The organism is Nocardioides panacisoli (assembly GCF_039537325.1).
Taxonomy (GTDB): Bacteria; Actinomycetota; Actinomycetes; order Propionibacteriales; family Nocardioidaceae; genus Nocardioides; species Nocardioides panacisoli.
The window spans coordinates 1-25920 of record NZ_BAABAH010000005.1 but is presented as its reverse complement, the minus strand read 5'-3'; the positions used below and the strand labels follow the sequence as shown (position 1 = coordinate 25920).

Here is a 25920-nt window from a genome sequence, read left to right as displayed (position 1 = left end):
CGCTCAGGAGGACGAGACCGAGGCGCCCAGGACCGCGATGATGATGACGAAGTAGACGACGAAGAACAGCACGCCGAGGATCAGCAGCACGCTGCCGACGATGCCGAGCACCCAGCCGACCGTGATGCCCGTCGACGGCCCGTAGGTACCCGGCGGCGCGGCCGCGATCTCCTTGCGGGCCCTGCTGCCCATCACCCACGCGAACGGCGCGCACACCTGGCACAGCACCAGCCCGAGGATCCCCAGGATCATGATGGTCGTCGTCTGCGGGTGGTCCGCGGCGGGCGGCGGGTAGCCGTAGCCCGGGTAGCCGGGGCTCGGCGGGTAGGGCCCACCCCCGTAGGGGCCGTTCGGTGGCGGCTGGCTCATGCCGTGATCATCGCCGAGTCGGCCCATCTCTGCACGCGTACGACGTCGAGTCGGCCCATCTCTGCACGCTCCGGGCGGTTGCGGGCCGGGCGCTGCGGGCGGGGATCGCCGAGTCGGCGCAAACTTCGCGGGGCTCGCTGCGCTCGCGGCGGCAGTTTCCGCCGACTCGGCTCGGAAGCACTCGCGAGGCTGATCCAACGACGACGCCCCCCGGAGCCTTCGGCTCCGGGGGGCGTCGCGTTGGATCAGTCGATCAGTCGATCACTTGGTGATCTTCGTGACCCGACCGGCGCCGACGGTGCGGCCACCCTCGCGGATCGCGAACCGGAGACCCTCCTCCATGGCGATCGGCTGGATCAGCTCGACCGACATCTCGGTGTTGTCGCCCGGCATGACCATCTCGGTGCCCTCGGGGAGGGTCACCACGCCGGTCACGTCCGTGGTCCGGAAGTAGAACTGCGGACGGTAGTTGTTGAAGAACGGCGTGTGCCGGCCACCCTCGTCCTTGGACAGGATGTAGACCGAGGCCTCGAAGTTGGTGTGCGGGGTCGTGGTGCCCGGCTTGATGACCACCATGCCTCGCTCGACGTCCTCACGCTTCGTGCCACGGAGCAGCAGACCGACGTTCTCACCGGCCTGGCCCTCGTCGAGCAGCTTGCGGAACATCTCGACGCCGGTGACCGTCGACTTCTGCGAGCCCTCGCGGATGCCGATGATCTCGACCTCCTCGTTGACCTTGACGATGCCGCGCTCGATACGGCCGGTGATGACGGTGCCACGACCGGTGATCGTGAAGACGTCCTCAACGGGCATCAGGAACGGCTTCTCGGTGTCACGCTCCGGCTGCGGGATGTACTCGTCCACCGCGCTCATCAGCTCGGCGACCGACTCGGCCCACTTCTCGTCGCCGTTCAGCGCCGGGAAGGCCGCAACGCGCACGACCGGGATGTCGTCGCCCGGGAACTCGTACTCGGAGAGCAGCTCACGGACCTCCATCTCGACGAGCTCGATGAGCTCCTCGTCGTCGACCATGTCGCACTTGTTGAGCGCGACGACGATCGCCGGGACGCCAACCTGACGCGCGAGCAGCACGTGCTCACGGGTCTGCGGCATCGGGCCGTCGGTGGCGGCGACCACGAGGATCGCACCGTCCATCTGCGCCGCGCCGGTGATCATGTTCTTGATGTAGTCGGCGTGACCGGGGCAGTCGACGTGGGCGTAGTGGCGCGCCTCGGTCTGGTACTCGATGTGCGCGATCGAGATCGTGATACCGCGCTGCCGCTCCTCGGGAGCCTTGTCGATCTGGTCGAACGGCGACGCCTCGTTGAGGTCCGGGTACTTGTCGTGCAGGACCTTCGAGATCGCCGCGGTCAGCGTGGTCTTGCCGTGGTCGATGTGACCGATCGTGCCGATGTTCACGTGCGGCTTGGTCCGCTCGAACTTCGCCTTAGCCACTGGGGCTCCTCCTGATGTGTTTTCTTACCTGACTCGTACTGGTGATGATGCCGAGGCCGTACGGCGTTACTCGCCGCGCGCCTTCTTGACGATCTCGTCGGCGACGTTCGTGGGAACCTCGGCGTACGAGTCGAACTCCATCGAGTACGAGGCCTGGCCGGAGGTCTTGGACCTCAGGTCGCCAACGTACCCGAACATCTCGGACAGCGGGACGAGGGCGTTCACGACGATGTCGCCGTGACGCTCCTCCTGCGCCCTGATCTGCCCGCGACGGCTGTTGATGTCGCCGATCACGGTGCCGAGGAAGCTCTCCGGCGTGGTGACCTCGACAGCGAACATCGGCTCCAGGAGCACCGGCTTGGCCATGCGGGCGGCCTCCTTGAAGGCCTGCAGGCCGGCGATCTTGAACGCCAGCTCCGAGGAGTCGACGTCGTGGTAGGCGCCGTCCTCGAGGGTGAACTTCACGTCGACCATCGGGTAGCCCGCGAGCACGCCGAACTCCATGGCCTCCTGACCGCCCTGGTCGACCGAGGGGATGTACTCCTTCGGCACGCGACCACCGGAGACGTTGTTGATGAACTCGTAGCCCGCACCCTGGCCGGTCTCGGGGTCGATGTTCGGCTCCAGGGAGACCACGACCTTCGCGAACTGGCCCGACCCACCGGTCTGCTTCTTGTGGGTGTAGCTGTGGTTCGCGACCTCCTTGCGGATGGTCTCGCGGTAGGCCACCTGCGGCTTGCCGACGGTCGCCTCGACGCGGAACTCGCGCTTCATCCGGTCGACCAGGATCTCGAGGTGGAGCTCGCCCATGCCGGCGATGATGGTCTGGCCGGTCTCCTCGTCGGTCTTGACGGTGAAGGTCGGGTCCTCGTCGGAGAGCCGCTGGATCGCCGTGCCGAGCTTCTCCTGGTCGCTCTTGGTCTTGGGCTCGATCGCGACCTCGATCACCGGGGCCGGGAACGTCATCGACTCGAGCACGACCTGGTTGCCGGGGTCGCTCAGCGTGTGACCGGTCTTGGTGTCCTTGAGGCCCATGACCGCCACGATCTGGCCGGCGCCGACCGACGCGATCTCCTCACGCTTGTTCGCGTGCATCTGGTAGACCTTGCCGATCCGCTCCTTGCGGCCGTTGACCGAGTTGACCACGGTTGAGCCGGCCTCGAGCTTGCCCGAGTAGACGCGGACGTAGATCAGCTTGCCGAGATGCGGGTCGGACGCGATCTTGTAGGCCAGGCCGGCGAACGGCTCGTCGTCGGACGGGCGGCGCAGGATCTCCTTGGACTCGTCGCGCGGGTCGTGACCGACGATCGCGTCGATGTCGAGGGGCGACGGCAGGAAGTTGACGACCGCGTCGAGCAGGGGCTGGACGCCCTTGTTCTTGAACGCGGTGCCGCACAGGACCGGGTTCAGCTTGTCGGCCAGGGTCGCCCGGCGGATCGCCGCGTTGAGCTCCTCGACCGTGAACTCCTCGCCCTCGAGGTACTTCTCCATGACGTCGTCGTCGGCCTCGGAGAGGGTCTCGAGCAGCTTCTCCCGGTACTCCGCGGCCTGCTCGACGAGCTCGGCCGGGATCTCCTCGACGACGTAGTCCTCGCCCATCTTCGTCTCGCCGCGCCACACGAGGGCGCGCATGCCGACCAGGTCCACGACGCCGATGAAGTCGGACTCGGAGCCGATCGGGAGCTGCAGCACCAGCGGGGTGGAGTTGAGCCGGTCGACCATCATCTGCACGCAGTTGAAGAAGTCGGCGCCGGTGCGGTCGAGCTTGTTGACGAAGCACATCCGGGGCACGGAGTACTTGTTGGCCTGGCGCCACACGGTCATCGTCTGCGGCTCGACGCCGGCCACGCCGTCGAAGACCGCCACGGCACCGTCGAGGACGCGCAGCGAGCGCTCGACCTCGGCGGTGAAGTCGACGTGCCCGGGCGTGTCGATGATGTTGATCTGGTGGTCCTTCCACCAGCAGGTCGTCGCGGCGGACGTGATCGTGATGCCGCGCTCCTGCTCCTGCTCCATCCAGTCCATCGTCGCCGCGCCCTCGTGGACCTCACCGATCTTGTAGGTGATGCCCGTGTAGAAGAGGATGCGCTCGGTGGTGGTGGTCTTGCCGGCGTCGATGTGCGCCATGATGCCGATGTTGCGGACCTTGTTGAGGTCCGTCGTGATGTCGACTGCCACGTGAGTCAGCGTTCCTTAGCTAGGGATGGACTGGTGTCGCGCGGAGCGCGCCGCCGGGCGGCGGCTCCGCGCTCGGAGATCACCAGCGGTAGTGGGCGAATGCCTTGTTGGACTCGGCCATCTTGTGCGTGTCCTCGCGCTTCTTGACGGCCGCACCGAGGCCGTTGGAGGCGTCCAGGATCTCGTTCATGAGGCGCTCGCTCATGGTCTTCTCGCGACGCTCGGCGGCGTAGCCGACCAGCCAGCGCAGCGCGAGCGTGGTGCCGCGCGTGCCCTTGACCTCGATCGGGACCTGGTAGGTCGCGCCACCGACGCGGCGGGACTTGACCTCGATCGCCGGGCGGACGTTGTCGAGCGCACGCTTGAGCGTGATGACCGGGTCGGTGCCGGTCTTGTCGCGGGTGCCCTCGAGCGCGCCGTAGACGATGCGCTGGGCGACCTGCTTCTTGCCGTCCTTGAGCACCTTGGAGACGAGCTGGCTGACCAGCTGGGACCCGTAGACGGGGTCGATGTCGATCGGCCGCTTCGGGGCCGGACCCTTGCGCGGCATTCCTACTTCTCCTTCTTGGCGCCGTAGCGGCTGCGAGCCTGCTTACGGTTCTTCACGGCCTGGGTGTCGAGCGCGCCACGGATGACCTTGTAACGGACACCGGGCAGGTCCTTCACACGACCGCCGCGGACGAGCACGATCGAGTGCTCCTGCAGGTTGTGACCCTCACCCGGGATGTAGGCGGTGACCTCGACGCCGCTGGACAGGCGCACGCGGGCGACCTTCCGGAGGGCGGAGTTCGGCTTCTTCGGGGTGGTGGTGTAGACGCGGGTGCACACACCGCGTCGCTGGGGCGAACCCTTCAGGGCAGGCGTCTTGTTCTTGGACACCTTGTCCTGGCGGCCCTTGCGGACCAACTGGTTGATGGTGGGCACCGAGTGGTTCCCTTTCTGGGTCTTCTCTCACGGCCTGGCGACCTGCCGGGCTGGGCGTGTTGCGTTGCTGCTGTCGTGCCGTTCCGGCGCACCCTGTCACCGAGCGGTTTTCGGGCACGCGCGAGGTGTCCGGGTACCCAGACACAAGCGACAAGGCTACCGGGGCGCCAGATCAGGTACCAAATCGCAGGTCTGCGGTCTCCAGCGCCACTTCCGGGCGCTCGATCCGCCTCGAGACCCACGCCCTGACCAGCAGCGCGAGCGCCACGCCCACGAGGACGAGGATACCGCCGACCTCCAAGGTCCACCGGGCGCCGAACTGCTGCCCGATCCAGCCGATCACGGGAGCGCCCAGCGGGGTGCCGCCCATCACGATCGTCATGTAGAGCGCCATCACCCGGCCGCGGAAGGCAGGGTCGCTCTCGACCTGCATGGTGGCGTTGGCCGAGTTGAGCAGCGTGATGGTGCTGAACCCGATGAGCGGGCTGAACACCATGAAGGAGACGTACGACGGGAGCAGGCCCGCCACGATCTCGGCGACCCCGAAGGCGACCGCCGCCGCGATCAGCAGGCGCACCCGGATGCGCGGACGGCGGGCGGCGAGCAGCGCCCCGCTCAGGGAGCCGATGGCCAACGCCGAGCCCAGCACGCCGTACTCCCCCGCGCCCTTGTCGAACACCTCGGTCGCCATCAGGGCCGACGTCATCTGGAAGTTCATGCCGAAGGCGCCGGCGAAGAAGACCAGCACCAGGATCATCAGCATCTTGGGCTGGCCCGCGACGTAGCGCATCCCCTCGAGCAGCAGCCCGGGCCGCCGACCCACCGGCTTGGGCGAGTGCAGGGCGCGAGCGTCCATCCGCTCGAGCTGGGCGATCACCGCGAGGTAGGACACGGCGTTCAGCAGGATGACCCAGCCGGTCGCCCTCATGCCACCGCCGAGGAGTCCGATCAGCACGCCGGCGAGCGCCGGGCCGATCAGTCGCGCGGTGTTGAAGGCCGCGGAGTTGAGGCCCACCGCGTTGGTCACGTCGTCGGTGCCCACCATCTCGGAGACGAACGACTGCCGTGCGGGCGCGTCGAAGGCGGCGCCGATGCCGAACGCGAACGCGATCGCGTAGACGTGCCAGGTGTGGACGGCGCCGAGGGCCGCGACGACGCCCAGCGCGAGCGCGGCGACGGCCATCATGGCCTGGGTGATCTGCAGCAGCCGGCGCTTCGGGAACCGGTCGGCGACGACGCCCGCGTAGGGCGAGAGCAGCAGGATCGGGAGGAACTGCAGGCCGGTGGTGATGCCGAGCTGGGCGCCGCCGTTGCCGGGGATGGAGAGGACGAGCCAGTCCTGGGCGACCCGCTGCATCCACGTCCCGACGTTGGAGACGATGCTGCCGGCGAGGTAGAGCCGGTAGTTGTGGTGGGCGAGGGATCGGAACGTGGGGCTCGTGGTTGCTCCTTCGTGGTCGGTCGGCGGTCAGTCGGACTCGGCCAGCCGCTGCAGCAGCGGCGCGGCCTTGCGGAGGGTCTCCCGCTCGTCGCTCGTCAGGCCGTCGAGGCGGCGAGCGAGCCAGGCGTCGCGGCGGGCACGGTCGGCCAGCACGGTGGCCCGGCCGGCGTCGGTGAGGGCGACGACGACCTGCCGCCCGTCGTCGGGATGTGCCCGGCGCTCGACGTACTCCCCCTCGGCGAGGCAGTTGACCGTGCGGGTCATGCTGGGCGGCTGCACGCGCTCGCGGGCGGCGAGCGCCCCGATCGTCATGTCGCCGTTGCGCAGCAGGCCGGCCAGGACCGCCATCTGGGTGAGGCTCAGCTCGTTGGCCGGGTCCCGCTCCAACGCGAGTCGGCGGCGCAGCCGCATCACGGCCAGCCGCAGCTCGGCGGCGAGCCCGACGGTACGCGTGGCCTGGGTCGTCATGTCTTTAGCATAACTCATTAGTCACGCTAAGCATTCCCCCTGAGGAAGGCCCCGGGACCACGCCCCGGGGCCTCCGCTCAGGTGAGCACCGCGGTGATCGGGTGGATCGCGAAGTAGACGACGAAGAGGATCGCCACCACCCACATCAGCGGGTGGATCTCGCCGATCTTGCCGCGGATCACCTTGATCAGCGTGAAGGCGATGAACCCCGCGCCGATGCCGACCGAGATCGAGTAGGTGAACGGCATCAGCACGATCGTCAGGAACGCCGGCACGGCGATCTCGAGGTCCTCCCAGTCGATGCCGCGGACCTGCTGCATCATCAGGAAGCCGACGAGCACGAGGGCCGGCACGGCGGCCTCGCTCGGGATGATCGCCACGAGCGGCGCGAGGAAGATCGAGAGCAGGAACAACACGCCGGTGACGACCGACGCCAGGCCGGTGCGCGCGCCCTCGCCGACGCCCGAGGCCGACTCGATGTAGGACGTGTTCGAGGAGACGCCGGCGGCACCGCCCGCGGCGGCCGCGAGGGAGTCGACGATCAGGATCCGCTGGGCGTTCGGCGGCACGCCCTCCTCGTCGAGCAGGCCCGCCTCGGCGCCGATCGCCGTCATCGTGCCCATGGTGTCGAAGAAGTCGGCGAGCAGCAGGGTGAAGACCAGCAGGATCCCGGTCACCACGCCGGCCTTGTCGAAGGAGTCGAGCAGGTTGAAGTGGAAGACGGTGGCGAAGTCCGGGTTGTCCACGATCTTGTCCGGCCACTGCGGGACGTTGAGGCTCCAGCCGGTCGCCGAGGCCTGCGACGAGCCGAGGTCGCCGATCGACTCCACGATGATCGCGAGGATCGTCGTGACCAGGATCGAGATCAGGATGGCGCCCTTGACCTTGCGCACCCACAGCACCACGACGAGCGCCAGGCCGAAGGCGAACACCGCGGCCGGCCAGCCGGCGAGCTGACCGGTGGGACCGAGCTGGACGGGCACCGTCGTGTGCGCGACGTCGGGGATCCGGCGGACCCAGCCGGCGTCCACGAAGCCGATCAGTGCGATGAACAGGCCGATGCCGACCGAGATCGCGACCTTGAGCTGCGCCGGCACCGCGTGGAAGACCGCCTTGCGGAACCCGGTCAGGACCAGCACGAGGATGATCACGCCCTCGAGCACGACCAATCCCATCGCGTCGGCCCAGGTCATCTGGGAGGCGACCGAGACCGCCAGGAACGCGTTGAGACCGAGCCCGGTGGCGAGGGCGAGCGGGTAGTTCGCCACGACGCCCATCAGGATCGTCATGATGCCGGCGACCAGGGAGGTCGCGGCGGCGATCGCAGCGAGGTTCGAGCCGTCACCGGTCCCACCGCCGAGGAAGTGGCCGTCGCCGTCCGGTGCGAACCCCAGGATCAGGGGGTTCAGCACGATGATGTAGGCCATCGTGAAGAAGGTGACCAGACCGCCTCGGATCTCGCGGCCCACGGTCGACCCGCGCTCGTGGATCCGGAAGAAGCGGTCGACGACGTTCTGCTGGGTGGCAGCCTGGGAGCTCACGAATCGGCAGCATGGCACAGCGCGCACCTGATCGGTGGGCACCGCGCTGAGCGGGGGTAGCGTGACCTCGTGGACCTCCGCGACGAGCAGCCGATGAAGCACGAGATCGGCAACCGGACCTACCTGCTGGCGCCGGTCGAGCCGCTCGACGTCGACGGGGTGCGCACGGTCCAGGTCGGCACCGCGCTGTTCGCGATCGCGTTCGTCGCCCTGCTGCCGTTCTACGGCAAGCTCGAGGAGTCCGGCCGCCTCTGGCTGCTGTGGATGTGCCTGGCCGGGGTGGGCCTCGGGCTGCTCGGCGCGGAGTACTGCAAGCGCCGCCGCATCGTTCGTGCCGCCCGCGAGGCGGGGACGACCCAGGACTCCTAGAAGAGCTCGAGGTCGTCGGCGGTCATCGTGTCGATGACCGGGGGCGCCGGCGGCACCGGCTGCTGCCGCTTGCTGAGCCGCACCTCCGAGTGCGCGCCGCAGCCGTGGTCGAAGGAGACCACGCGGCCGTCGTCGTTGGCGTCGGCGTTGGCGCAGACGCCGAACAGCTCCGAGAGCGGCCCGGCGAGCCGGACCAGGAAGCCGCAGCTGCTGCAGTGGTCGGGCGCGGACTTCGCGATCGGCGAGTCGGGCCCGCCGTCGCCGTCGTACCACCGCTCGGCTGCCAGGTCGCGGCCCTCCGGCGACAGGGTGCGGACCCGGCCGAGGCCGAGGTCCTTGGCCACGGTGCGGATCTGGGCCTTGGCGTCGGCGTCGAGCGGGTCGTCGCCGAAGGAGTACGTCGGGACCAGCCGCGGGTCGTCGTCGGAGACGGGGAGCAGGTCGCCGGGCGAGAGGTCGCCGGACTTGATCCGCTCGCGGTAGGGCACCCACGCCGGGGCGACGATCGCCTCGTCACCGGGCAGGAGCACGACCTCGTCGACGGTGACCCGCTTCTGCCGGGACGCCCGGGTCAGGGTGACGGCCCAGTGCCAGCCGACGTAGCCGCGACGGGTGCACGCGAACCGGTGGGTGACGACCCGGAGGCCGTCGAGCTCGTGGCCGAGGTAGTCGCCGACGTCCTCGGCCGGCACGTCCTCGAGCAGCGCGGCACGCGCCTGGTCGACCGCGTCGGCGGTCGCAGCGTCGGTCAGCTTGCGCACGAGGGTGGTGGGCACGGGCACATCGTCCCTCATCGGCGCCGCATTCGTCACACCGTCCCGCAGGTTGTGGGCATCGAGGTGGTCGGACGGGGCAAGATAGCCGGGTGACGACCGACCCCCCGGAGACGCCGACGGCCGAGCCGCCGCAGCAGGCGGACGGAGGTGGGAACGCGGCTGCGAACGGCGCCCGCGCGGTCTTCCGAGGAGTCGGTCGGTTCGGCCGGTTCACGCTCGGCCAGGCGCGCAAGGCCGCGGGCGCCCAAGGGGCCGAGCGCTCCGGGCTCAACCGGCTGATCGAGCTGCACGCGACCAGCGCCGCCGGCGACGCGGCGGTGACGATCGCCCTCGCCGGCACGGTGTTCTTCGCCGGGGCGACCAGCGACGCGCGCGACAAGGTCGCGCTGTTCCTGGGCCTGACCATGCTGCCGTTCGCGATCGTCGCGCCGCTGATCGGCCCGTTCCTCGACCGGTTCAGCTACGGCCGCCGCTGGGCGATCGGCGCCACCTTCGCGATCCGCGGCTTCCTCTGCTGGGTCCTGGCGGGCGCGATCGCCGGCCACTCGCTCTGGTTCTATCCCGCCGCGCTCGGCGTGCTCGTCTCCTCCAAGGCGTACGGCGTCGCGCGCGCCTCCGCCGTACCCCGCCTGATCCCCGACGGCATGACGCTCGTCAAGGCCAACGGCCGGGTCTCCCTCGCGGGCGTCGTGGGAGCGAGTGTCTCCGCCCCGCTCGCCGGCCTCGCCGCGTTCTTCGGCCCCGAGTGGGTGCTGCGCTATGCGTTCGTGGTCTTCGCGGCCGGCACGGTCCTCGCGATCCTGCTGCCGGCCAAGATCGACTCCACGTCCGGCGAGCAGCCGGTCAGCGGCAAGCACCCGGTCAACGGCGGCAAGCGCGGCACCGGCATCCCGGCCGACGTCGCCTTCGCACTCCGCGCGAACTGCGGCCCGCGCTGGCTCTCCGGCTTCCTCACCATGTACATGGCCTTCCTGCTGCGCGCCAAGCCGATCCCCGGCTGGGAGGACCGCACGACGCTGCTGATCGGCCTGGTCATCGGCGCCGCCGGCCTCGGCAACACCCTCGGCATCGTCTTCGCCTCGCTCGCCAAGAAGATCTCCCCGGCCCTCACGGTCGTCGTCGCCCTGCTGGCCGACATCGCCCTGGTCGTCGTCGCGGCCGTCTTCTACAGCCTGATCCCGCTGGTCGCCCTCGGCCTGACCGCCGGCCTCACGCAGTACCTCGCCAAGGTCTCCCTCGACTCCACCATCCAGACCGGCGTCCCGCCCACCGCCCACGCCAGCGCCTTCGCGCGCGGCGACACCACCCTCCAGCTCGCCTGGGTCGTCGGCGGCTTCGTCGGCATCGCCATGCCCTGGTGGCCGCACGTCGGCCTCACCGTCGCCGCCGTCGTCCTCTCGGCCTGGGCGCTCTTCGTCCTCAGCCGGCGGCCGAAGAAGCTGGACCGGAAGGCCGCCGCGGCTCAGGCCGCGGCTCCGCCCTCCCCGAGCCGGGCCTGACTCAGAGCTCGAGCTCGTCCGCCAGCGCTCGCAGCAGCTTGGCCACCGGCTGCGCCGTACGCCGATCGGGGTGCCGGCCGTGCCGGTAGGCCTCGCCGACCCCGTCGAGCAGCCGGATCAGGTCCTCGACGATCGGGACCATCTCCTCGGGCTTCTTCCGCTTCGCCGCGGCCAGGCTGCGTGAGACCGACGCGGGAGCGTCGAGCACCTTGACCTGCAGCGCCTGGTCACCCCGGCGTCCCTGGGCGATGCCGAACTCGACGCGGGTACCGGGCTTGAGCGTGGTGACGCCCTCGGGCAGCGCGTCGGAGTGGACGTAGACGTCCGGCCCGTCGGACTGGGAGAGGAACCCGAAGCCCTTCGCCGCGTCGAACCACTTCACCTTGCCAGTCGGCACCGACTCGCCCTCTCTCGTCATGTCCACGGCCCGTTCCGCAGCCGGCCGCCCATGCTAGGCGATCGCGAACAGCGCGAGCCAACGGCATTCCCCGCCGGCGGGGATCCTCCACAGCCCCGCGGCCGAGCTTGGGTGCGGGTCGTGCCCATGGGCCACAATGGACGGTTCCGAGACAAAGGAGGGGGCGGGATGGCGCGCACTCGTGGCAGAGGCGTCGTGGCCGGGGCGTCGGCCCTGGCGCTGCTCGGCTGCTCGCTGCTGGCCGCCGTCTCCCCCACCTACGCCGGCACGGCGGCCCGCGAGGTGGGCGGTCCGGCGGTCTACCTGGTCACCCTCGAGGGCCCCGGCACCGCCGGCCGACCGGGGCCGCCCGCGGCCAGCGCGACCGCGATGATCTCGGCCCAGGACGACGTGCTCGCCTCCGTCGACGCGGGCGAGCCGCTCTACCGCTGGACGACGGCCCTCAACGGCTTCGCGGTCGAGCTCGACCCCCTGCAGGCCGACCGGCTGGACGACGACCCCGAGGTCGCGCTGGTCGAGCGTGACCGGGTGCTGCCGCTCGCGAGCACCTCAGCCCACCGCGCCCTCGCGGTCCCGCGGACATCGCCGCACCGCCCCGGCTCGGGAGGCGCGGGCACCGTGATCGGCCTGGTCGACACGGGCATCGCCCCGGACAACCCGGCGTTCCGCGTCGCGGCGGGCCTGGGCCCGAGCCCCCGCGGCTTCCAGGGCTCGTGCGCCGACGCACCGGACGACCCGGGCTGGGACGCGGACTCGTGCAACGCCAAGGTGGTCGCGGGTCAGTACTTCGTCGCCGGCTACGGCACCGACGCTCTCCGCTCGGCAGCCGTGCTCTCGCCCTACGACACCGATGGTCACGGCACCGAGATGGCGTCGATCGCGGCCGGCGCTCCGGACGTGCGGGTGCGCGCGCACGGCCACCGGCTCGGACGCTTCTCCGGAGTTGCGCCGCGGGCGCGGATCGCGGCCTACAAGGCGTGCTGGAGCGCTCCGGACCCCGACGACGACGGCTGCGCGGCGGCCGACGTCGTCGCGGCGATCGACCGGGCGACCGCGGACGGCGTCGACGTGCTGAACCTCTCGATCGGCGGCCGCGCCGAGATCGACACCGTCGAGCGGGCGCTGCTCGGCGCCGCCGAGGGGGGCATCGTAGTGACCGCCGCGGCCGGCAACACCGGTGACCGTGCCTACGCCGCGCACCCGTCGCCGTGGGTGGTGACCGTCGGTGCGTCGCACGCCGCCGAGCGCGTCGGCGAGGTCCTCGCGGCCGGCGGACCGCGGCTGCGCGGTGCGTCCTCGACGGTCGACCGCGTCGGGGGACGGCTGGTGCTGGGCGCCGACCTGCGGGCCCGGGGCGCCGAGCGCGCGGCTGCCCGGCACTGCCTGCCCGGCAGCCTGGACGCCGGGCGCACGGACGGCGTCGTCGTCGTGTGTGCCCGCGGTGAGGGCCCCCGGGTGGACAAGTCGCGGACCGTCGACCTCGCGGGCGGCGCGGGCATGGTCCTCGTCAACACGCGGCAGGGCTCGGTCGACGCCGACCTGCACTCGGTGCCGACGGTCCACCTCGCCGCTCCGGAGGGCCACCGGCTGCTCGCCTGGGCACGCCGGGCCGACCGTCGCGGTGAGCCGGCGCGCGTGCGCCTGCTGCCCGGCGGCGTCGAGCAGGGGCCTGACCGGGTCGCCGCGTTCAGCCCGTCCGGCGACCCGACGTCGACGGTGCTCAAGCCGGACGTGGTCGCACCCGGCACCGAGGTGGTGGCCGCGACCCCCGCGGGGTGGGACCTGGTCTCGGGCACGTCGGCGGCCGCCGCGAGGGTCGCCGGCGCCGCGGCGGTGCTGCTCGGGCGTCCGGGAGCGACGGCGCCCGGCGTGCGCTCGGCGCTCGCGACCACGGCCGCACCGGTCGGCGGTCCGGGCCTCCGGTCGGGCGCGGGAGTGGCGGCGGTCGGCGAAGCCGATCCGGGCCTGGCGTTCCTCGTCCCGCCGCGGAGCTACCGCGCGTGGCTCGTCGGTGAGCGCGCCGACCTCGACCTGCCGCAGGTCCTCCTCGCGGACGGCAGGCTGCGCGCTCGCCGCACGATCACGAACACGAGCGACCACACGGTCGTGCTGACGGCGCACCCGAGCGGCTTCCACGACGGCGTGCAGGTCTCGCCCGAGTGGGCACGCCTGGAGGCCGGCGACCGGTTCACCTTCCGGATCTCCGCAGCTGCGGCGCCGACGGCCACCGACGACGGCGTGGTCGAGTGGCACGAGGGCTCGGCGACCGTCGTCCGGATCCCGGTCGTCGTGACCCGCTGACCTGTCTCAGGGGGCGTGCCGGGCCACCCGGCTGACCTTCATCGTCCGGTCGCCGAACCGCACGACGTCGCCGTCGAGCAGGGTGCTCGGCCGACCCGGTGCCAGCGGCTTGGAGAGCCCCTGGCGGACGACGAAGGACCCGTTGGTCGAGCCGCGGTCCATCACGACCAGCGCGCCGTCGGGCGCGACCTGGAACTGGGCGTGGGTCTTGGACAGCGACATGTCGGTCGACGGGAGCGGCACGACCTGCTGGACCGGCTCCCCCGGCCGCGGCTCGGGCCGGCGCCCGACCAGGGTCAGGCCGAGCACCTCGAACCGCTCGCCGGTGTCGAAGGCGACGGCCCACCGGACGCCCGTCGCGTCCGGCCGGCTCACGTGCGTCGGGGTCGCCGGGACCGGCGGTGGCGGCGGTGTCGTCGGTGCCGTCGGTGCCGTCGGTGTCGTCGGTGCGACCGGCGCCGCGGGCGGGGTGGTCGCACCGGGCGGCACAGCCGGCGGGGGTGCGGCCGGCTCGCCGGCTGACGCCGGCCGGGACGCGGGTGCCGGCAGCAGCCGCATCGCGGTCAGGTTGACCAGCTGCTGAGGCGCATCTTCGACGGGGGCGGCCTCGACCGGCCGCGGTCGCACGTCGACGACCACCGCGTGGCTGCGCCGGTCGTGCAGCCCGCGCCGCCGTTGCTCGGGGTCCATGGCGGCGGTCCAGCCGAGTGTCGCGGCGCCGAGGCACAGCGTCGGCAGGCCGGCGACGCCGAGGACCAGCACCCGGACCATCGCGGCGCCGACGCCGATCGGCCGGCCGTCGACCTCCCGGACCACGCGCAGGCCGAGCATCGCCTTGGCGGGCGTCAGGCCGGTCGTACCGAGCACCACGGCCGTCACCAGGCCCAGCACCACGTCGGCGCCGGCGAACACCAGCACCGTGACCAGGGTCGACGTACCGGCGAGGGCCCAGGCGGCGTACGCGACGGCCGCGGAGAGCCCCCAGCCCAGGATCCGGTCGATCGCGAACGCCGTGCACCGGCGGTCGAGGTCGGCGACGGGCAGGTCGACCGCACCGGAGGGAGGGGTGGATGACATCGGCTCAGTCCCGAGAGCAGGCCGGGTCAGGGACGCGTGACTTGGATGGTGATGCCGTCGCCGAGGTTGATGATCGCGCCGGGGATCAGCTGTACGGCGATGCCGGGCTTGAGGTCCTCGGGCCCGAGGCCGGGCTGCACCAGGACCGTGCCGTTGGTCGAGCCCATGTCGGTGACCACGGCCGAGCCGTGGTCGGCGCCGGTGCCGGGACGCACCTCGACGTGGGTCGCGGAGATCTCGTGCAGCCGGCTCGGGACCGAGACCAGCAGCGGCTGCTCCGTCGAGGAGAACCGCCGGGCCTCGGGGGCGCGGCCGATCAGGATGACGCGGTCGACGACGACGTTCTGGCCGTCGGAGATCATCAGGTTCGCCACCGGCTGGGTGACGGGGGGCGCCGGCGGCTGACCCGGGATGCCGGGTGGGGGCGGCACCTGGCCGTGGTCCGCTCCCCCGACGGTGAGCCCGTCGTGGTCGGTGTCGGGTGCCGGGGGCGGCGGCGGGAACCCGCCGACGGGCTCCCACGAGCCGATGCCGAGCGGGGGCGGGGTCGACGGCCCGTCGACCGGCGGCGGCGGGTAGGCCGGCGCGGGGGGCTCGTCGGCGGCGGGCGCGTCGGGGACGGACGCCTCAGGGGCTGGCTCCTCGACCGCGGGCTCCTCGACCGGAGCGGCCTCCGGTGCCGGTGCGTCCTCGGGCACGGGCGGCGCGGCGGTCTCGGCCGGCGGGTCCCACGGCGTCACCCAGTTGCTGGGCGCGGGTTCCTGCGGCGGCATCGGGTCGGTGAGCGGGTCGGCACCGAGCGGCGGCGGCAGCTCGAGCTCGCTGGCGGCCAGCGAGGTGTCCGGGGAGACCGGCGGCATCTGCTCGGTCGGCTGCAGGTCGAGCCCCGGATCGGCGGCGGGAGCGTCGTCGGCCGGAACGTCGTCGGCCGGTGCGTCGTCGGCCGGTACGTCGGCCGGTAGGTCCGCGGCGGGCACATCCATCGGCGCCGGTTCGGCGCTCGGGGTGACCACCGGGATCGGGGCGTCCGCGCCGACGACGTCGGTGCCCGGGAGCGCGACGGCCGCGTCGTCGGACGGCTCGGCCTCCGCGACCGGCCCGGCCGCTCCGACCGGCTCGGCCTGGGCCTCGAAGACCGGCGGGGTCTCGCCGACGGCGGCCTCGACCTCCTCGGCGGTCTCGGGCTCGACCACGCCGGCGGCACCGGAGGCGACGGCCGGCCGGTCGACCCGGCCGACGCGCACCAGGCCGGTGGTGATCGGGAAGTGCACGTCGTCGCTGGAGTCGGCGCCGACCTCGATCCGGACGCCGGTGACGCCGTCGACGCTCTGCTCGACCCACGTGGCGCTCGCGCTGCCGTCGAGGGCGACCTCGCCGTCACCGGTCGCCAGCACCACCGTGACGTCCGCGCCCCGCAGCAGGACCCGGGTGGGCCCGCCCTCGGCGCCGAGCAGGACGAAACCGGGCAGCGAGCTCAGCCCGGTCGCGAGCAGCCCGTCGAGCACCTGGTCGAACCCGCCGCCCTCGTCGACCGTCGCCCAGACGCGGATCACCCGCTCGCGCTCGGACTCCGGCAGCAGCACGGTCACCTGCGGCCCGAAGACGGCGAACCACGACCCGGCCTGGTAGGACCACCCGGAACTCGTGCTCATCTCGCTCATGGGAGTGCTCCCAACTTCTGCTCCAGACTCACGCGCTGCGCATCGGAGTCGTACGGGGTGTCGTCACCCAATCCCACCACATCCACGACGACCGCGGTCGCGTTGTCACGACCTCCGGCCGCGACCGCCGCGCCGACGAGCTGGTCCGCCGCGTCGCGCGGGTCCTCGTGCTCCCCGAGGATCCGCGCGATCTCGGCGTCGTCGATCATCCCGCTGACGCCGTCGGAGCAGAGCAGCAGCCGCTCGGCGGAAACCAGCGGCAGCAGGAAGTAGTCGGCCTCGCCGCTCGCGGTCCCCCCGAGCGCGCGGGTGATCACGTGCCGCTCGGGGTGCTCTGCGGCCGCCGACGGGCTGATCCGGCCGGCGTCGATCAGCTCCTGGACGATGCTGTGGTCGACGCTCACCTGGTCGAGCACGCCGTCGGTGAACCGGTAGATCCGCGAGTCACCGACGTTCGCGAGCAGCCAGCGCGGGCCGTCCTCCTGCTCGACGAGGAGCGCGGCCACGACGGTGCTGCCGGAGGAGCTGGTGGGCCGCTCGGAGGGGTCGCCGTGCTCGGCGTCGTACTCCGCGATCCGTAGCTGCGCCGCGACCAGGGTGGCGGCGACGGCCTCGGCGCCGCGCGCGGCGTCGTACCCCTGCTCGGCGAGCTTGCCGAACTCCTCGACGACGATCCGGCTCGCGACGTCGCCGTGGTCGTGCCCGCCCATGCCGTCGGCGACGACGAAGACGGGTGGTGCGACGAGGTACGCGTCCTCGTTGACCTCCCGGACCAGGCCGACGTCGGTCGCTGCGCCGGGATGGAGCTCGACCGGGATCATCGGACTACCGTGGTGCAGGTGGGGCGGACAGGCAACGACGGCGCGCAGCGCTCCGGCCACCGCTCCCTCGCCGACCAGCTGCGGTCGTGGCCCGCCGAGCGGGTCGCGCAACTCCTGACGGACCGTCCCGACCTGGCCACACCCGCCCCTCACGACTTCGGACAACTCGCCTCGCGCGCCGCCTCGAGAAGCTCGGTCGCACGCGCGATCGACATCTTGTCGCGCGGTGAGGTCTCGGTGCTAGATGCCCTCGTCGTCGCCGTCGAAACCACGCGCACGGAGATCGCGCAGACGGTGTACGCCGACCCGTCGTTCGTCGGCGCGACCGTCGACCGGCTGCTCGACCTCGCCCTGGTCTGGGAGTCGACCGAGGGCCTCCGACCGCTGAGCGCGGTCGCCGACTGCCTGACCGGCGGGACCGAGTCCGGTGTCAGCGGCCTGCGTCCCCGGTCGGCCGAGAACCGCTCGGTCGCCCGCACCGCCGAGCTGGTGGCGTCGGTCTCGCCCGGCGCCCGGCGGCTGCTGGAGCACGTCGTGGCCGAGGGAGGTACGGCGACCGCCGGCTCCGCACGCGTCGGCATCAGCCCCGGCGACGAGACCAGCCCGGCCGAGGAGCTGATCGCCCACCGCCTGCTGCTGCCGTCGGGTGACGGCCTGCTCGTCGCGCCCGGCGAGGTGGGTCTCGCCGTCCGCGGCGGCCGCACCACGACCACCCCGGTCGACGTACCGCCGGACATCGCCTGGTCGGAACGGCCGGTACGGCTCGCGACCTCGGCAGCCGCCGGAGCCGCCGCCGAGGCCGTGCGGCACGTCGAGCAGCTGCTCGAGTGGTGGGGGCACCGACCGGCAGCGGCGCTGCGCACCGGCGGGCTCGGCGTGCGCGAGCTGCGCTCCGCCGGCGAGCACCTCGGCCTCGACAACGGCGGCGCCGCACTGGTCGTGGAGACCGCCTCCGCGGCCGGGCTCGTCGCCACCCGCGCCGACGTCGACGGCAACCCGGTCTGGGTGCCCACGGACGCGTTCGACTCCTGGATGGAGCTGGACGTCGCCGGTCGTTGGGCCGTGCTCGCCCGGGCCTGGCTCGCGAGCCCCCGGCTGCCCTCGCTCGTCGGCGAGCGGGGCCCGGACGGAAAGACCTGGAACGCGTTGACGCCCGAGCTGTCCTCCGGGGTGCTGCCCGAGACCAAGCGGATGGTGCTCACCGAGCTGGCGCGCGCACCCGAGGGCAGCGGCCTGGCGACCGGCACGGGGCTGGCCTCCCTCGTCGCCCGGCTCGCCTGGCTGCGGCCGCGCCGGCCGCGCACCCGGGCGGACCTCGCGGCCTGGGCGGTGGGCGAGGCCGGGCGGCTCGGGCTGACCGGGCTGGACGCGGTGCCGTCGTACACCCGCGACCTGCTGGCCGGCGCCGACCCCGTGCCCGCCCTCGCCGCACTGCTGCCGGACCCGGTCGACCACGTGCTGATCCAGGCGGACCTCACCGCGGTCGCGCCCGGTCCGTTGCTCCCCGACATCGCCCGGTCGCTGCACCTGGTGGCCGACGTCGAGTCGCGCGGCGCCGCGACCGTCTACCGGTTCACGCCCGCGTCCATCCGCCGCGCGCTCGACGCCGGGTGGTCGGCTGCCGAGACCCACGCGTTCCTGGAGTCGGTCTCACGGACGCCCGTGCCGCAGCCCCTGAGCTACCTGGTCGACGACGCGGTGCGCTCGTTCGGGCGGCTCCGGGTGGGCGTGGCGGAGTCGTTCGTCCGGTCCGACGACGAGGCGGCGCTCGCCGAGCTGGTGCACCACCCGCGGGCCGCCGCGCTCGGTCTGCGCCGGATCGCGCCGACAGTCCTGGTCAGCACCACCCCGCCGGACATCCTGCTGCCGCGCCTGCGCGAGCTGGGCGTCGCTCCCGTCGCCGAGGCGTCCGACGGCACCGTGCGGGTCGGCGTGGTCGAGCCGCTGCGCGCCCGTGCGCCGAAGCAGCGCGTGGCCGCCGCCGAGGAGGCCCGCGCTGCCGCCCACGCCGCGGCCGCCGTACGCGCCCTCGAGGAGGGCGAGGAGGCCGCGCGCTCACGTCCGGCCACCGCCTCCTCCCCCGCCAACGCCCTGTCCGCGCTCCGCGACGCCATCGAGCGCCGCGCCGACGTGCTGATCGCCTACACCGACGACCGCGGCGTCGTCGGTGAGCGCACCGTCCGCCCGGTACGCGTCGAGGGCGGCCGGCTCACGGCGCTCGACCCGTCCGACGGCGAGGAGCGCTCGTTCCCCGTGCACCGGATCGGCCGCGTGACCCCCTCCCCCTGACGCCGAGTCGGCTCAAGCTTGAGCCGACTCGGCGTTCCGTAGACTCGTGCGGTGACCGAGGGCCCCCTGATCGTGCAGAGCGACAAGTCGCTGCTGCTCGAGGTCGACCACCCGCAGGCCGTCGAGTGCCGCCGCGCGATCGCGCCGTTCGCCGAGCTGGAACGCAGCCCCGAGCACATCCACACCTATCGGGTCACGCCGCTCGGCCTCTGGAACGCGCGCGCGGCAGGCCACGACGCCGAGCAGGTGGTCGACACGCTGCTGACCTACAGCCGCTACCCCGTCCCGCACTCGCTGCTGGTCGACGTGGCGGAGACGATGGCGCGCTACGGGCGGCTCCGGCTGGACAAGCACCCGACCCACGGCCTGGTGCTCGCCAGCACCGACCGGCCGGTCCTCGAGGAGGTGCTCCGCGCCAAGAAGATCGCGGGCATGCTCGGCCAGCGCATCGACGACGACACCGTCGCCGTGCACCCCTCCGAGCGGGGCAACCTCAAGCAGGCGCTGCTCAAGCTGGGCTGGCCGGCCGAGGACTACGCCGGGTACGTCGACGGCGAGGCCCACCCGATCGAGCTCGCGCAGGAGGACTGGACGCTCCGGGACTACCAGGCCGAGGCGGCTGAGTCGTTCTGGCACGGCGGCAGCGGGGTCGTCGTACTCCCGTGCGGTGCCGGGAAGACCCTCGTCGGCGCGGCGGCGATGGCGCACGCCAAGGCGACCACGCTCATCCTCGTGACGAACACCGTCAGCGCGCGGCAGTGGAAGGACGAGCTGATCCGCCGGACCAGCCTCACCGAGGACGAGATCGGCGAGTACTCCGGCGCGGTCAAGCAGATCCGCCCCGTCACGATCGCGACCTACCAGGTCGTGACGACCAGGCGGAAGGGCGTCTACCCGCACCTGGAGCTGTTCGACGCCCGCGACTGGGGCCTGATCGTCTACGACGAGGTGCACCTGCTGCCCGCGCCGATCTTCCGGATGACCGCCGATCTCCAGGCCCGGCGCCGGATCGGGCTCACCGCGACCCTGGTCCGCGAGGACGGCCGCGAGGGCGACGTGTTCTCGCTGATCGGCCCGAAGCGGTACGACGCCCCGTGGAAGGACATCGAGTCCCAGGGCTGGATCGCGCCCGCCGACTGCGTCGAGGTCCGGGTCAGCCTCCCCGAGTCGAGCCGGCTCGTCTACGCCACCGCCGAGCCCGAGGAGCGGTACCGGCTCGCCGCCTGCACCAAGGAGAAGGTCGGCGTCGTGCGCGACCTGGTCGCGCGGCACTCCGGCCAGCCGACGCTCGTCATCGGCCAGTACCTCGACCAGCTCGAGGAGCTCGGTGAGGAGCTCGACGCACCCGTCATCACCGGCGAGACCACGGTCAAGGAGCGGCAGCGGCTCTTCGAGGCCTTCCGGCACGGAGAGACCGGGCTGCTGGTGGTCTCGAAGGTCGCGAATTTCTCCATCGACCTTCCCTCGGCCGAGGTCGCGATCCAGGTGTCCGGCTCCTTCGGCTCCCGCCAGGAGGAGGCCCAGCGGCTCGGCCGGCTGCTCCGCCCGGGCGACCCGGGCCCCGACGGCGAGCGCAAGATCGCGCACTTCTACACGATCGTCTCCCGCGACACCGTCGACGCCGAGTTCGCCCAGCACCGCCAGCGGTTCCTCGCCGAGCAGGGCTACGCCTACCGGATCATCGACGCCGACGAGCTCCAGGTCTGAGCATGACCCAGCCACCGCCGCCGGGCGGTCCTCCGCAGGGAGCGGTCGAGCTGAACGTCCAGGGCAGTGCGCTCACCAGCTCGATGGTGCCGCCGACGGTCCGGATCAACGGGGCGCCGGTCCCGGTCGGTTACGGCCGGCGTCTGGTCCCGGTGTGGGCCGGGCCGGTCCGGATCGACGCGGAGTGCTCGTGGATGTGGAAGTACGGCCAGGCTTCCCTCGAGTTCATCGTCGCTCCGGGACAGACCGTGCCGGTGTACTACGCCACACCGCTCACGACCTGGGCGCCGGGCTCGATCGGGCACGTGCCGCAGAAGCGCAACGGCCTGCTCCCCCTCGTGCTGATCTTCGGCGGCATCGGCCTCTTCTTCCTGCTCGTGGTGGTCCTCGCCATCGCCCTCTGATCGCCCGACCCGATCAGGTCTTGCGGCGGATGACCAGGTCTCCGTCGGGCAGGAGCTGGTGCTCGTAGCGGGGGTCGTGGACGCGGTGGTGATGCCAGGCGCAGAGGGTGATGCCGTTGGCGAGGTCGGTGGCGCCGCCCTGGACCCAGGGTTGAAGGTGGTGGGTCTCGCACCAGACTGCGGGTTGGTCGCAGCCCTGGGCTCGGCATCGTCGGTCGCGGAGGCGGATGGCTCTGCGTTGGGGTGGTCGGAAGAGCCGGTCGGCGCGGCCGAGGTCGAGGACTTCGCTGTTGGTGCCGAGGACGGCGGGGATGATCTGGGCGGTGCAGGCCAGTCGTCGGGCCTCGGCTGCGGAGAGGTTCGGTCCCAGCGCGGGGTCGGTGCCGTCCAGGATGCCCGCGGTGCCGAGCTCCTTGCGCAGGTCCTCCAGGCTCATGGTGACGATCAGGGTCGTCGCGTCGCCGCCGTGCTCGGGGAGCTTCCGGGGGTCGAGGTGCTCGAGCAGGGTGCAGAGTGCGTGGGCGAGCTTGCGGGCGGAGGGGATCCGCTCGGCCTCGCCGGCACCGGTGGGGGTGTTCTTCGGGTTGCGGGGCGAGGTGTAGGCGTCGAGGTAGGTCTTCAACCTCGTTGCGGCGGAGTCGGGCAGGAGTCCGGAGAGCCGGGTGGTCCCGTCGCCCTGGGGCTTGAACGTGAGCCGCATCTTCGCCCGCGCGGACTGCTCCTCCTCGTGGAGGCGCTTGGCGTCGGCCTCCTCGGCCGTGCCGGGGTCGACCACGGCCAGGATCCGCTTGCCGAGGGCGCGGAGCTCGTGGGGTGCGAACCGGGTGCACCAGGCGACCAGCTGCCCCTCCGCCTTCGCGACGAGGTCGCGGTCCAGGCCCTCGGGCAGGGCGTCCAACGCGTCGACGACCACCTTCGCCTGCGCCGGTGAAACGGTGCCGTCGGCCATGCCGGCGGCGACGTGGCGCCAGCGCCGGTCCAGCGCGTCGGCGAGCGCGGTCTCAGCGCGAGCAGCCCGCAGGTCGGCGTTGGTGTGACCGGAGAGCCACGAGCCGAGGTCCCGCGCCCCTTCGGTCTCAGCCAGATCACCGGCGGCGGCGAGGACCCGCAGCTTCAGCTCGGCCAACTGCGCCTCCGCGGAGGCGATCCCCAGCAGCGCGAGCTCCTTCTGCGCGGTCGTCATGAACGTCGGCTGCACGCCGCGCACGGCCTTCAGCTCGGACTCCACGTTCTCCACGCACAACAGCACCGGATGCGGTGCGAGCGGGGAGAAGTCCATGACCGAATTCTTCCGCGCGCTGGCGACGTCGCCGAATACCTCGACCCGTGCCTGTGGAGGGCCAGCGCCGGTTTCGAGGCCTGTGCACGGAACCTGGGCCGTGGTGTGACCCATGGGTCTCGTGACGGTCGCTGCGCGACCTCCTCGACCACCGGGTGCCGGGCTGCGCGACCTGCTCGACCACCGGCGTCGCGCTGCGCGACCTCCTCGACCACCGGGTGCCGGGCTGCGCGACCTCCTCGACCACCGGGCGTCGGGGCCGCGTGCGAGACTGCGCGGGTGCGCCGATGGTGGGTCCCGGCGGTGGTGGCCGGGCTGCTCGTGACGACGGCCGCGTGCGGCCACGAGAACGACCGGCTCGACGACCGGGTGGTCCCGAGCCCGTCGCTGACGATGATCCAGACGCCGACGCTGCCGCCGAGCGGAACGCTCGACGTCGCGATGCAGGAGTCCTCGCACGACCGCGCCCACCACCGGATGGAGGCGCTGATCACCAACGGCACGGCGCAGACGGTGCACCCCCAGAAGATCGTGTACGACGACCCGCGCCTCACGGCCCCCATCACCGCGGGCAGACTGCGCGCCATGCCGCCGACGTCGCACCGGCAGTTCCCCCTCCCGCTGCCCGAGCCGCGCTGCGACGGCCCGCGGCCGGATCCGGACGTGCAGGGCTCGAAGGGCACGCTCACGATCACCGCGGGCGGCCGGACCCAGGTGCGTCCGGTGACCGACGTCAACGACGACATCGGGCGTTACAGCGAGGAGGAGTGCTTCCGGCAGGCCGTCGCGGAGATCACCGACCTCCGGTGGTCCGACCGCGTCGAGGACGGCAACCTCCAGCTCGACGTGCGGCCCACGGGCGCTCCCGGCACCGTGACGCTGCTCGGCGTCCAGGGCACCTATCTCTTCGGTCCCGAGCACGGCGGGTCGTGGCCCGCGCACGAGGTGCTCACGGACCGGCCGGTCCGGTTCCCCATCCTCCCCTCGCGGTGCGACGGCCACGCCTTCTCCGAGGGCGGCACCGCGACGACGTTCCGGGTCACCCTGCGCACCGAGGGCGTCCAGGGCGAGTTCGAGATCCCGATGTCCGAGCGCGGCAAGCGGGCGATGATCGCCTACGGCCTGGACACCTGCGGCCTGTCCTGAGCGACGGCGCCCTCAGACGTCGACGGTCCCGCCGGACCGCCAGTAGTGGTTGTCCCGCCGGGTGAGGAAACCGTCGTCGACGAGGTAGCGGCGCAACGCCGCGTGGTCCTCGTGGATCGTCTTGAGCACCGCGTCGACGTCGAGCTCGGCGTACACCTTCCCGAGCTCGAACCGCTGCGCGATGTGGTCGAGCACCACCTGCCTCTTCACGTGGCGGGTCGGCATCGTGTGCAGCCGTCCGTCGGCGGCGAAGAACCGCCGCAGGGTCTCGCCCGGGTCGACCTCGGCCACGCGGACGAGGCTACGCCTCGGCGTCGAGGAACTGGTGGTGGTTCTGGATCACCTCGGCGATGATCAGGTTGAGGATCTTCTCCGCGAACTCCGGGTCGAGCCCCGAGCTCTCCGAGAGCGCGCGCAGCCGCTCGATCTGCACCGCCTCCCGGTCCGGGTCGGCGGGCGGCATGCCCGCCCGGGCCTTGAGCCGGCCGACCTGCTCGGTGCACTTGAACCGCTCGGCGAGCAGGCTCACCAGCGCTGCGTCGAGGTTGTCGATGCTCGCCCGCAGCCGCCCGAGCTCCTGGCGTGCCTCCTCCGCGTCCACGCGACCATCCTCCCAACCCTGCGCGATCCGTGCTCCTTGGGTTTCAATAGGCGGATGGACGACGACCATCCCCCGCCACCCTGGCCCCTTGCCGACGGCGAGGGGCTTCGCGACGAGCTGCTGGCCGCGTACGCCGAGCCCACCCGTCGCTACCACGACACCCGCCACCTTGCCGGCGTGCTCGACCGGCTCGACGAGCTCAGGAGCGCGGGGGTGTCCTTCGAGCGCCAGCCGGTGGTCCTGGCGGCCTGGTTCCACGACGCGGTCTACGACGGCGAGCGGGACGCGGAGGAGCGCTCGGCGGCCTGGGCCGAGGCGGCGCTGCCCGCACTGGTGGACCGCCGGACGGTGACCGAGGTGGTTCGCCTCGTACGGGTGACCGAGACCCACGACCCGGCCGACGAGGACGCCAACGGCTGCGCGCTCTCCGATGCCGACATGGGGGTGCTCGCGCTCGACGACCGGCTCTACGACGAGTACGCCGACGCCGTCCGCGTCGAGTACTCCCACCTGGACGACCAGGACTACGAGGAGGGACGCACGGCGTTCCTCGAGGGCCTGGTGCGCCGCGACCGGATCTTCCGGACCGACCACGCGCGCAAGGAGTGGGAGGACCGCGCCCGGCACAACATCGAGCGGGAGCTCGAGCGGCTCCGCGCCTGACTTTGCCCCGGAAGCACAATGGGGCTCGTGGACGACAGCGTGATCTACGGGGCTCGGGCGAGCGTGCTGGCCGACCTCGAGGCCTGCGGGCTCGCGGTGCCGCTGGCTGTCTCCCTCCTCGAGGAGGCGTGCTCCCAGCGCCGGTGGTGGCTCGAGCAGTGGCCGCAGGGAGCGCCGTACGTCGCCGGGCTGGTCGCGCAGGACGTCCAGGACGGGCTGCGGGACGGCCTGCCGGGCGACGACCCGGCCGGTCGCTGGCCGGTCTGCGCACGGTGCGACGACGCTCCGCTCCACGCGCTGCACATCGAGCCCGACCTCGGCGGACCCGACCCCACCTGGGTGTGCGAGGAGTCCGGCCAGCGGGTGGCTCCGTTGGGCGCCCTCGAGCGCTGGGCGAGCGCCTAGATGTACTCGGCCGTCACGTTGGTGACAGCCGGCTGATCGGTGGCAGGCCGTCGAGCGCAGTGTGGCGGCGCTGAGTGTTGTAGAGCTCGAGCCACGGAGCAAGGGCAGCGGCGCGGTCATCGTTGGTG

At 72.3% G+C, this 25920-nt stretch carries 26 protein-coding genes; 9 read left to right on the top strand and 17 right to left on the bottom strand.

The features are described 5' to 3' along the window. Positions 1–3 precede the first annotated feature (3 nt). From ABD709_RS09095 to ABD709_RS09060, 8 genes are all read right to left on the bottom strand, one after another. Positions 4–369, bottom strand: coding sequence for a hypothetical protein (locus tag ABD709_RS09095; protein ID WP_344774524.1), 366 nt, complete (start codon positions 367–369; stop codon positions 4–6). A 261-nt stretch (positions 370–630) separates the two neighbouring features. Next, complete coding sequence (gene tuf, locus ABD709_RS09090; protein ID WP_344774522.1) at positions 631–1824, bottom strand: elongation factor Tu; 1194 nt, start codon at positions 1822–1824, stop codon at positions 631–633. Positions 1825–1890: 66 nt separating this feature from the next. After that, the gene (gene fusA, locus ABD709_RS09085; protein WP_344774520.1) at positions 1891–4002 is read right to left on the bottom strand and encodes an elongation factor G; all 2112 of its coding nucleotides are present in this window, start codon (positions 4000–4002) and stop codon (positions 1891–1893) included. Between the two features lie 79 nt (positions 4003–4081). Beyond that, positions 4082–4552: a 30S ribosomal protein S7 gene (gene rpsG, locus ABD709_RS09080; protein WP_344774518.1), complete on the bottom strand. Its 471-nt coding sequence runs from the start codon at positions 4550–4552 to the stop codon at positions 4082–4084. A gap of 2 nt (positions 4553–4554) precedes the next feature. Next, complete coding sequence (rpsL, locus tag ABD709_RS09075; protein WP_179669067.1) at positions 4555–4926, bottom strand: 30S ribosomal protein S12; 372 nt, start codon at positions 4924–4926, stop codon at positions 4555–4557. A gap of 172 nt (positions 4927–5098) precedes the next feature. Continuing rightward, positions 5099–6307: an MFS transporter gene (locus ABD709_RS09070; protein ID WP_425575096.1), complete on the bottom strand. Its 1209-nt coding sequence runs from the start codon at positions 6305–6307 to the stop codon at positions 5099–5101. Between the two features lie 87 nt (positions 6308–6394). Then, on the bottom strand, positions 6395–6835 hold the full coding sequence (locus tag ABD709_RS09065) for a MarR family winged helix-turn-helix transcriptional regulator (protein ID WP_344774516.1): 441 nt from the start codon (positions 6833–6835) through the stop codon (positions 6395–6397). 77 nt (positions 6836–6912) lie between these two features. Continuing rightward, positions 6913–8376 carry an NCS2 family permease gene (locus ABD709_RS09060; RefSeq protein WP_344774514.1) on the bottom strand — a complete coding sequence of 488 codons (1464 nt, stop codon included), beginning with the start codon at positions 8374–8376 and terminating at the stop codon, positions 6913–6915. A gap of 69 nt (positions 8377–8445) precedes the next feature. On the opposite strand from ABD709_RS09060, the gene ABD709_RS09055 reads away from it, so the two are divergent. After that, positions 8446–8745: a DUF2530 domain-containing protein gene (locus ABD709_RS09055; RefSeq protein ID WP_344774512.1), complete on the top strand. Its 300-nt coding sequence runs from the start codon at positions 8446–8448 to the stop codon at positions 8743–8745. Here ABD709_RS09055 and ABD709_RS09050 read toward each other — a convergent pair. After that, positions 8742–9521, bottom strand: coding sequence for a DUF3027 domain-containing protein (locus ABD709_RS09050; protein ID WP_344774510.1), 780 nt, complete (start codon positions 9519–9521; stop codon positions 8742–8744). The genes ABD709_RS09055 and ABD709_RS09050 overlap by 4 nt on opposite strands. 89 nt (positions 9522–9610) lie before the next feature. Between ABD709_RS09050 and ABD709_RS09045 the strand changes: the two genes are divergently transcribed. Then, a complete protein-coding gene (locus ABD709_RS09045) occupies positions 9611–11020 on the top strand; it encodes an MFS transporter (protein WP_344774508.1) in 1410 nt (469 codons plus the stop codon). A 1-nt stretch (position 11021) separates the two neighbouring features. On the opposite strand, the gene ABD709_RS09040 is transcribed toward ABD709_RS09045, so the two are convergent. Beyond that, positions 11022–11417 (bottom strand): cold-shock protein, encoded by a 396-nt coding sequence (locus tag ABD709_RS09040; protein WP_344774906.1) that lies wholly within the window; start codon positions 11415–11417, stop codon positions 11022–11024. 189 nt (positions 11418–11606) lie between these two features. Between ABD709_RS09040 and ABD709_RS09035 the strand changes: the two genes are divergently transcribed. Continuing rightward, the gene (locus ABD709_RS09035; RefSeq protein ID WP_344774506.1) at positions 11607–13739 is read left to right on the top strand and encodes a S8 family serine peptidase; all 2133 of its coding nucleotides are present in this window, start codon (positions 11607–11609) and stop codon (positions 13737–13739) included. Between the two features lie 6 nt (positions 13740–13745). On the opposite strand, the gene ABD709_RS09030 is transcribed toward ABD709_RS09035, so the two are convergent. The 3 genes from ABD709_RS09030 to ABD709_RS09020 are packed head-to-tail and all read right to left on the bottom strand — an operon-like array spanning position 13746 to position 17298. Continuing rightward, complete coding sequence (locus ABD709_RS09030; protein ID WP_344774504.1) at positions 13746–14816, bottom strand: RDD family protein; 1071 nt, start codon at positions 14814–14816, stop codon at positions 13746–13748. Between the two features lie 26 nt (positions 14817–14842). After that, entirely contained in the window at positions 14843–16477 is a 1635-nt protein-coding gene (locus ABD709_RS09025; protein WP_344774502.1) for a hypothetical protein, read from the bottom strand. Then, positions 16474–17298 carry a PP2C family protein-serine/threonine phosphatase gene (locus tag ABD709_RS09020; protein WP_344774500.1) on the bottom strand — a complete coding sequence of 275 codons (825 nt, stop codon included), beginning with the start codon at positions 17296–17298 and terminating at the stop codon, positions 16474–16476. Before ABD709_RS09020 ends, ABD709_RS09025 begins: the two co-directional genes overlap by 4 nt. Before the next feature lie 18 nt (positions 17299–17316). Between ABD709_RS09020 and ABD709_RS09015 the strand changes: the two genes are divergently transcribed. Genes ABD709_RS09015 through ABD709_RS09005 form a run of 3 tightly spaced genes read left to right on the top strand, consistent with a single transcriptional unit; the run spans position 17317 to position 21698 of the window. Next, positions 17317–19587, top strand: a complete 2271-nt coding sequence (locus tag ABD709_RS09015) for a helicase-associated domain-containing protein (protein WP_344774498.1) — start codon at positions 17317–17319, stop codon at positions 19585–19587. A 51-nt stretch (positions 19588–19638) separates the two neighbouring features. Beyond that, complete coding sequence (locus ABD709_RS09010; protein ID WP_344774496.1) at positions 19639–21294, top strand: DNA repair helicase XPB; 1656 nt, start codon at positions 19639–19641, stop codon at positions 21292–21294. A 2-nt stretch (positions 21295–21296) separates the two neighbouring features. Continuing rightward, complete coding sequence (locus ABD709_RS09005) at positions 21297–21698, top strand: hypothetical protein (RefSeq protein ID WP_344774494.1); 402 nt, start codon at positions 21297–21299, stop codon at positions 21696–21698. 13 nt (positions 21699–21711) lie between these two features. On the opposite strand, the gene ABD709_RS09000 is transcribed toward ABD709_RS09005, so the two are convergent. Further along, positions 21712–22977 (bottom strand): HNH endonuclease signature motif containing protein, encoded by a 1266-nt coding sequence (locus ABD709_RS09000; protein ID WP_344774492.1) that lies wholly within the window; start codon positions 22975–22977, stop codon positions 21712–21714. Between the two features lie 279 nt (positions 22978–23256). On the opposite strand from ABD709_RS09000, the gene ABD709_RS08995 reads away from it, so the two are divergent. Then, entirely contained in the window at positions 23257–24123 is an 867-nt protein-coding gene (locus ABD709_RS08995) for a hypothetical protein (RefSeq protein WP_344774490.1), read from the top strand. A gap of 12 nt (positions 24124–24135) precedes the next feature. Here the strand turns inward: ABD709_RS08995 and ABD709_RS08990 are convergent, their stop codons facing one another. Further along, entirely contained in the window at positions 24136–24414 is a 279-nt protein-coding gene (locus ABD709_RS08990; RefSeq protein WP_344774488.1) for a DUF2087 domain-containing protein, read from the bottom strand. A 10-nt stretch (positions 24415–24424) separates the two neighbouring features. After that, a complete protein-coding gene (locus tag ABD709_RS08985) occupies positions 24425–24724 on the bottom strand; it encodes a chorismate mutase (RefSeq protein WP_344774486.1) in 300 nt (99 codons plus the stop codon). Positions 24725–24778: 54 nt separating this feature from the next. Here ABD709_RS08985 and ABD709_RS08980 point away from each other — a divergent pair, with 54 nt between their 5' ends. Beyond that, positions 24779–25387 carry an HD domain-containing protein gene (locus ABD709_RS08980; protein ID WP_344774484.1) on the top strand — a complete coding sequence of 203 codons (609 nt, stop codon included), beginning with the start codon at positions 24779–24781 and terminating at the stop codon, positions 25385–25387. A gap of 18 nt (positions 25388–25405) precedes the next feature. Continuing rightward, positions 25406–25792 carry a hypothetical protein gene (locus ABD709_RS08975; protein WP_344774482.1) on the top strand — a complete coding sequence of 129 codons (387 nt, stop codon included), beginning with the start codon at positions 25406–25408 and terminating at the stop codon, positions 25790–25792. A 13-nt stretch (positions 25793–25805) separates the two neighbouring features. Here ABD709_RS08975 and ABD709_RS08970 read toward each other — a convergent pair. Beyond that, on the bottom strand, positions 25806–25920 hold a 115-nt coding region (locus tag ABD709_RS08970; protein WP_344774904.1), incomplete at its 5' end, for an integrase core domain-containing protein.

What these genes read in the sequence shown, in the direction of transcription:
- ABD709_RS09095 (WP_344774524.1), bottom strand. Translation starts at nt 369, where the DNA reads ATGAGCCAGCCGCCACCGAACGGCCCCTACGGGGGTGGGCCCTACCCG.
- rpsG (WP_344774518.1), bottom strand. Translation starts at nt 4,552, where the DNA reads ATGCCGCGCAAGGGTCCGGCCCCGAAGCGGCCGATCGACATCGACCCC.
- ABD709_RS09065 (WP_344774516.1), bottom strand. Translation starts at nt 6,835, where the DNA reads ATGACGACCCAGGCCACGCGTACCGTCGGGCTCGCCGCCGAGCTGCGG.
- ABD709_RS09035 (WP_344774506.1), top strand. Translation starts at nt 11,607, where the DNA reads ATGGCGCGCACTCGTGGCAGAGGCGTCGTGGCCGGGGCGTCGGCCCTG.
- ABD709_RS09030 (WP_344774504.1), bottom strand. Translation starts at nt 14,816, where the DNA reads ATGTCATCCACCCCTCCCTCCGGTGCGGTCGACCTGCCCGTCGCCGAC.
- ABD709_RS09025 (WP_344774502.1), bottom strand. Translation starts at nt 16,477, where the DNA reads ATGAGCGAGATGAGCACGAGTTCCGGGTGGTCCTACCAGGCCGGGTCG.
- ABD709_RS09020 (WP_344774500.1), bottom strand. Translation starts at nt 17,298, where the DNA reads ATGATCCCGGTCGAGCTCCATCCCGGCGCAGCGACCGACGTCGGCCTG.
- ABD709_RS09005 (WP_344774494.1), top strand. Translation starts at nt 21,297, where the DNA reads ATGACCCAGCCACCGCCGCCGGGCGGTCCTCCGCAGGGAGCGGTCGAG.
- ABD709_RS09000 (WP_344774492.1), bottom strand. Translation starts at nt 22,977, where the DNA reads ATGGACTTCTCCCCGCTCGCACCGCATCCGGTGCTGTTGTGCGTGGAG.
- ABD709_RS08980 (WP_344774484.1), top strand. Translation starts at nt 24,779, where the DNA reads ATGGACGACGACCATCCCCCGCCACCCTGGCCCCTTGCCGACGGCGAG.
- ABD709_RS08975 (WP_344774482.1), top strand. Translation starts at nt 25,406, where the DNA reads ATGGGGCTCGTGGACGACAGCGTGATCTACGGGGCTCGGGCGAGCGTG.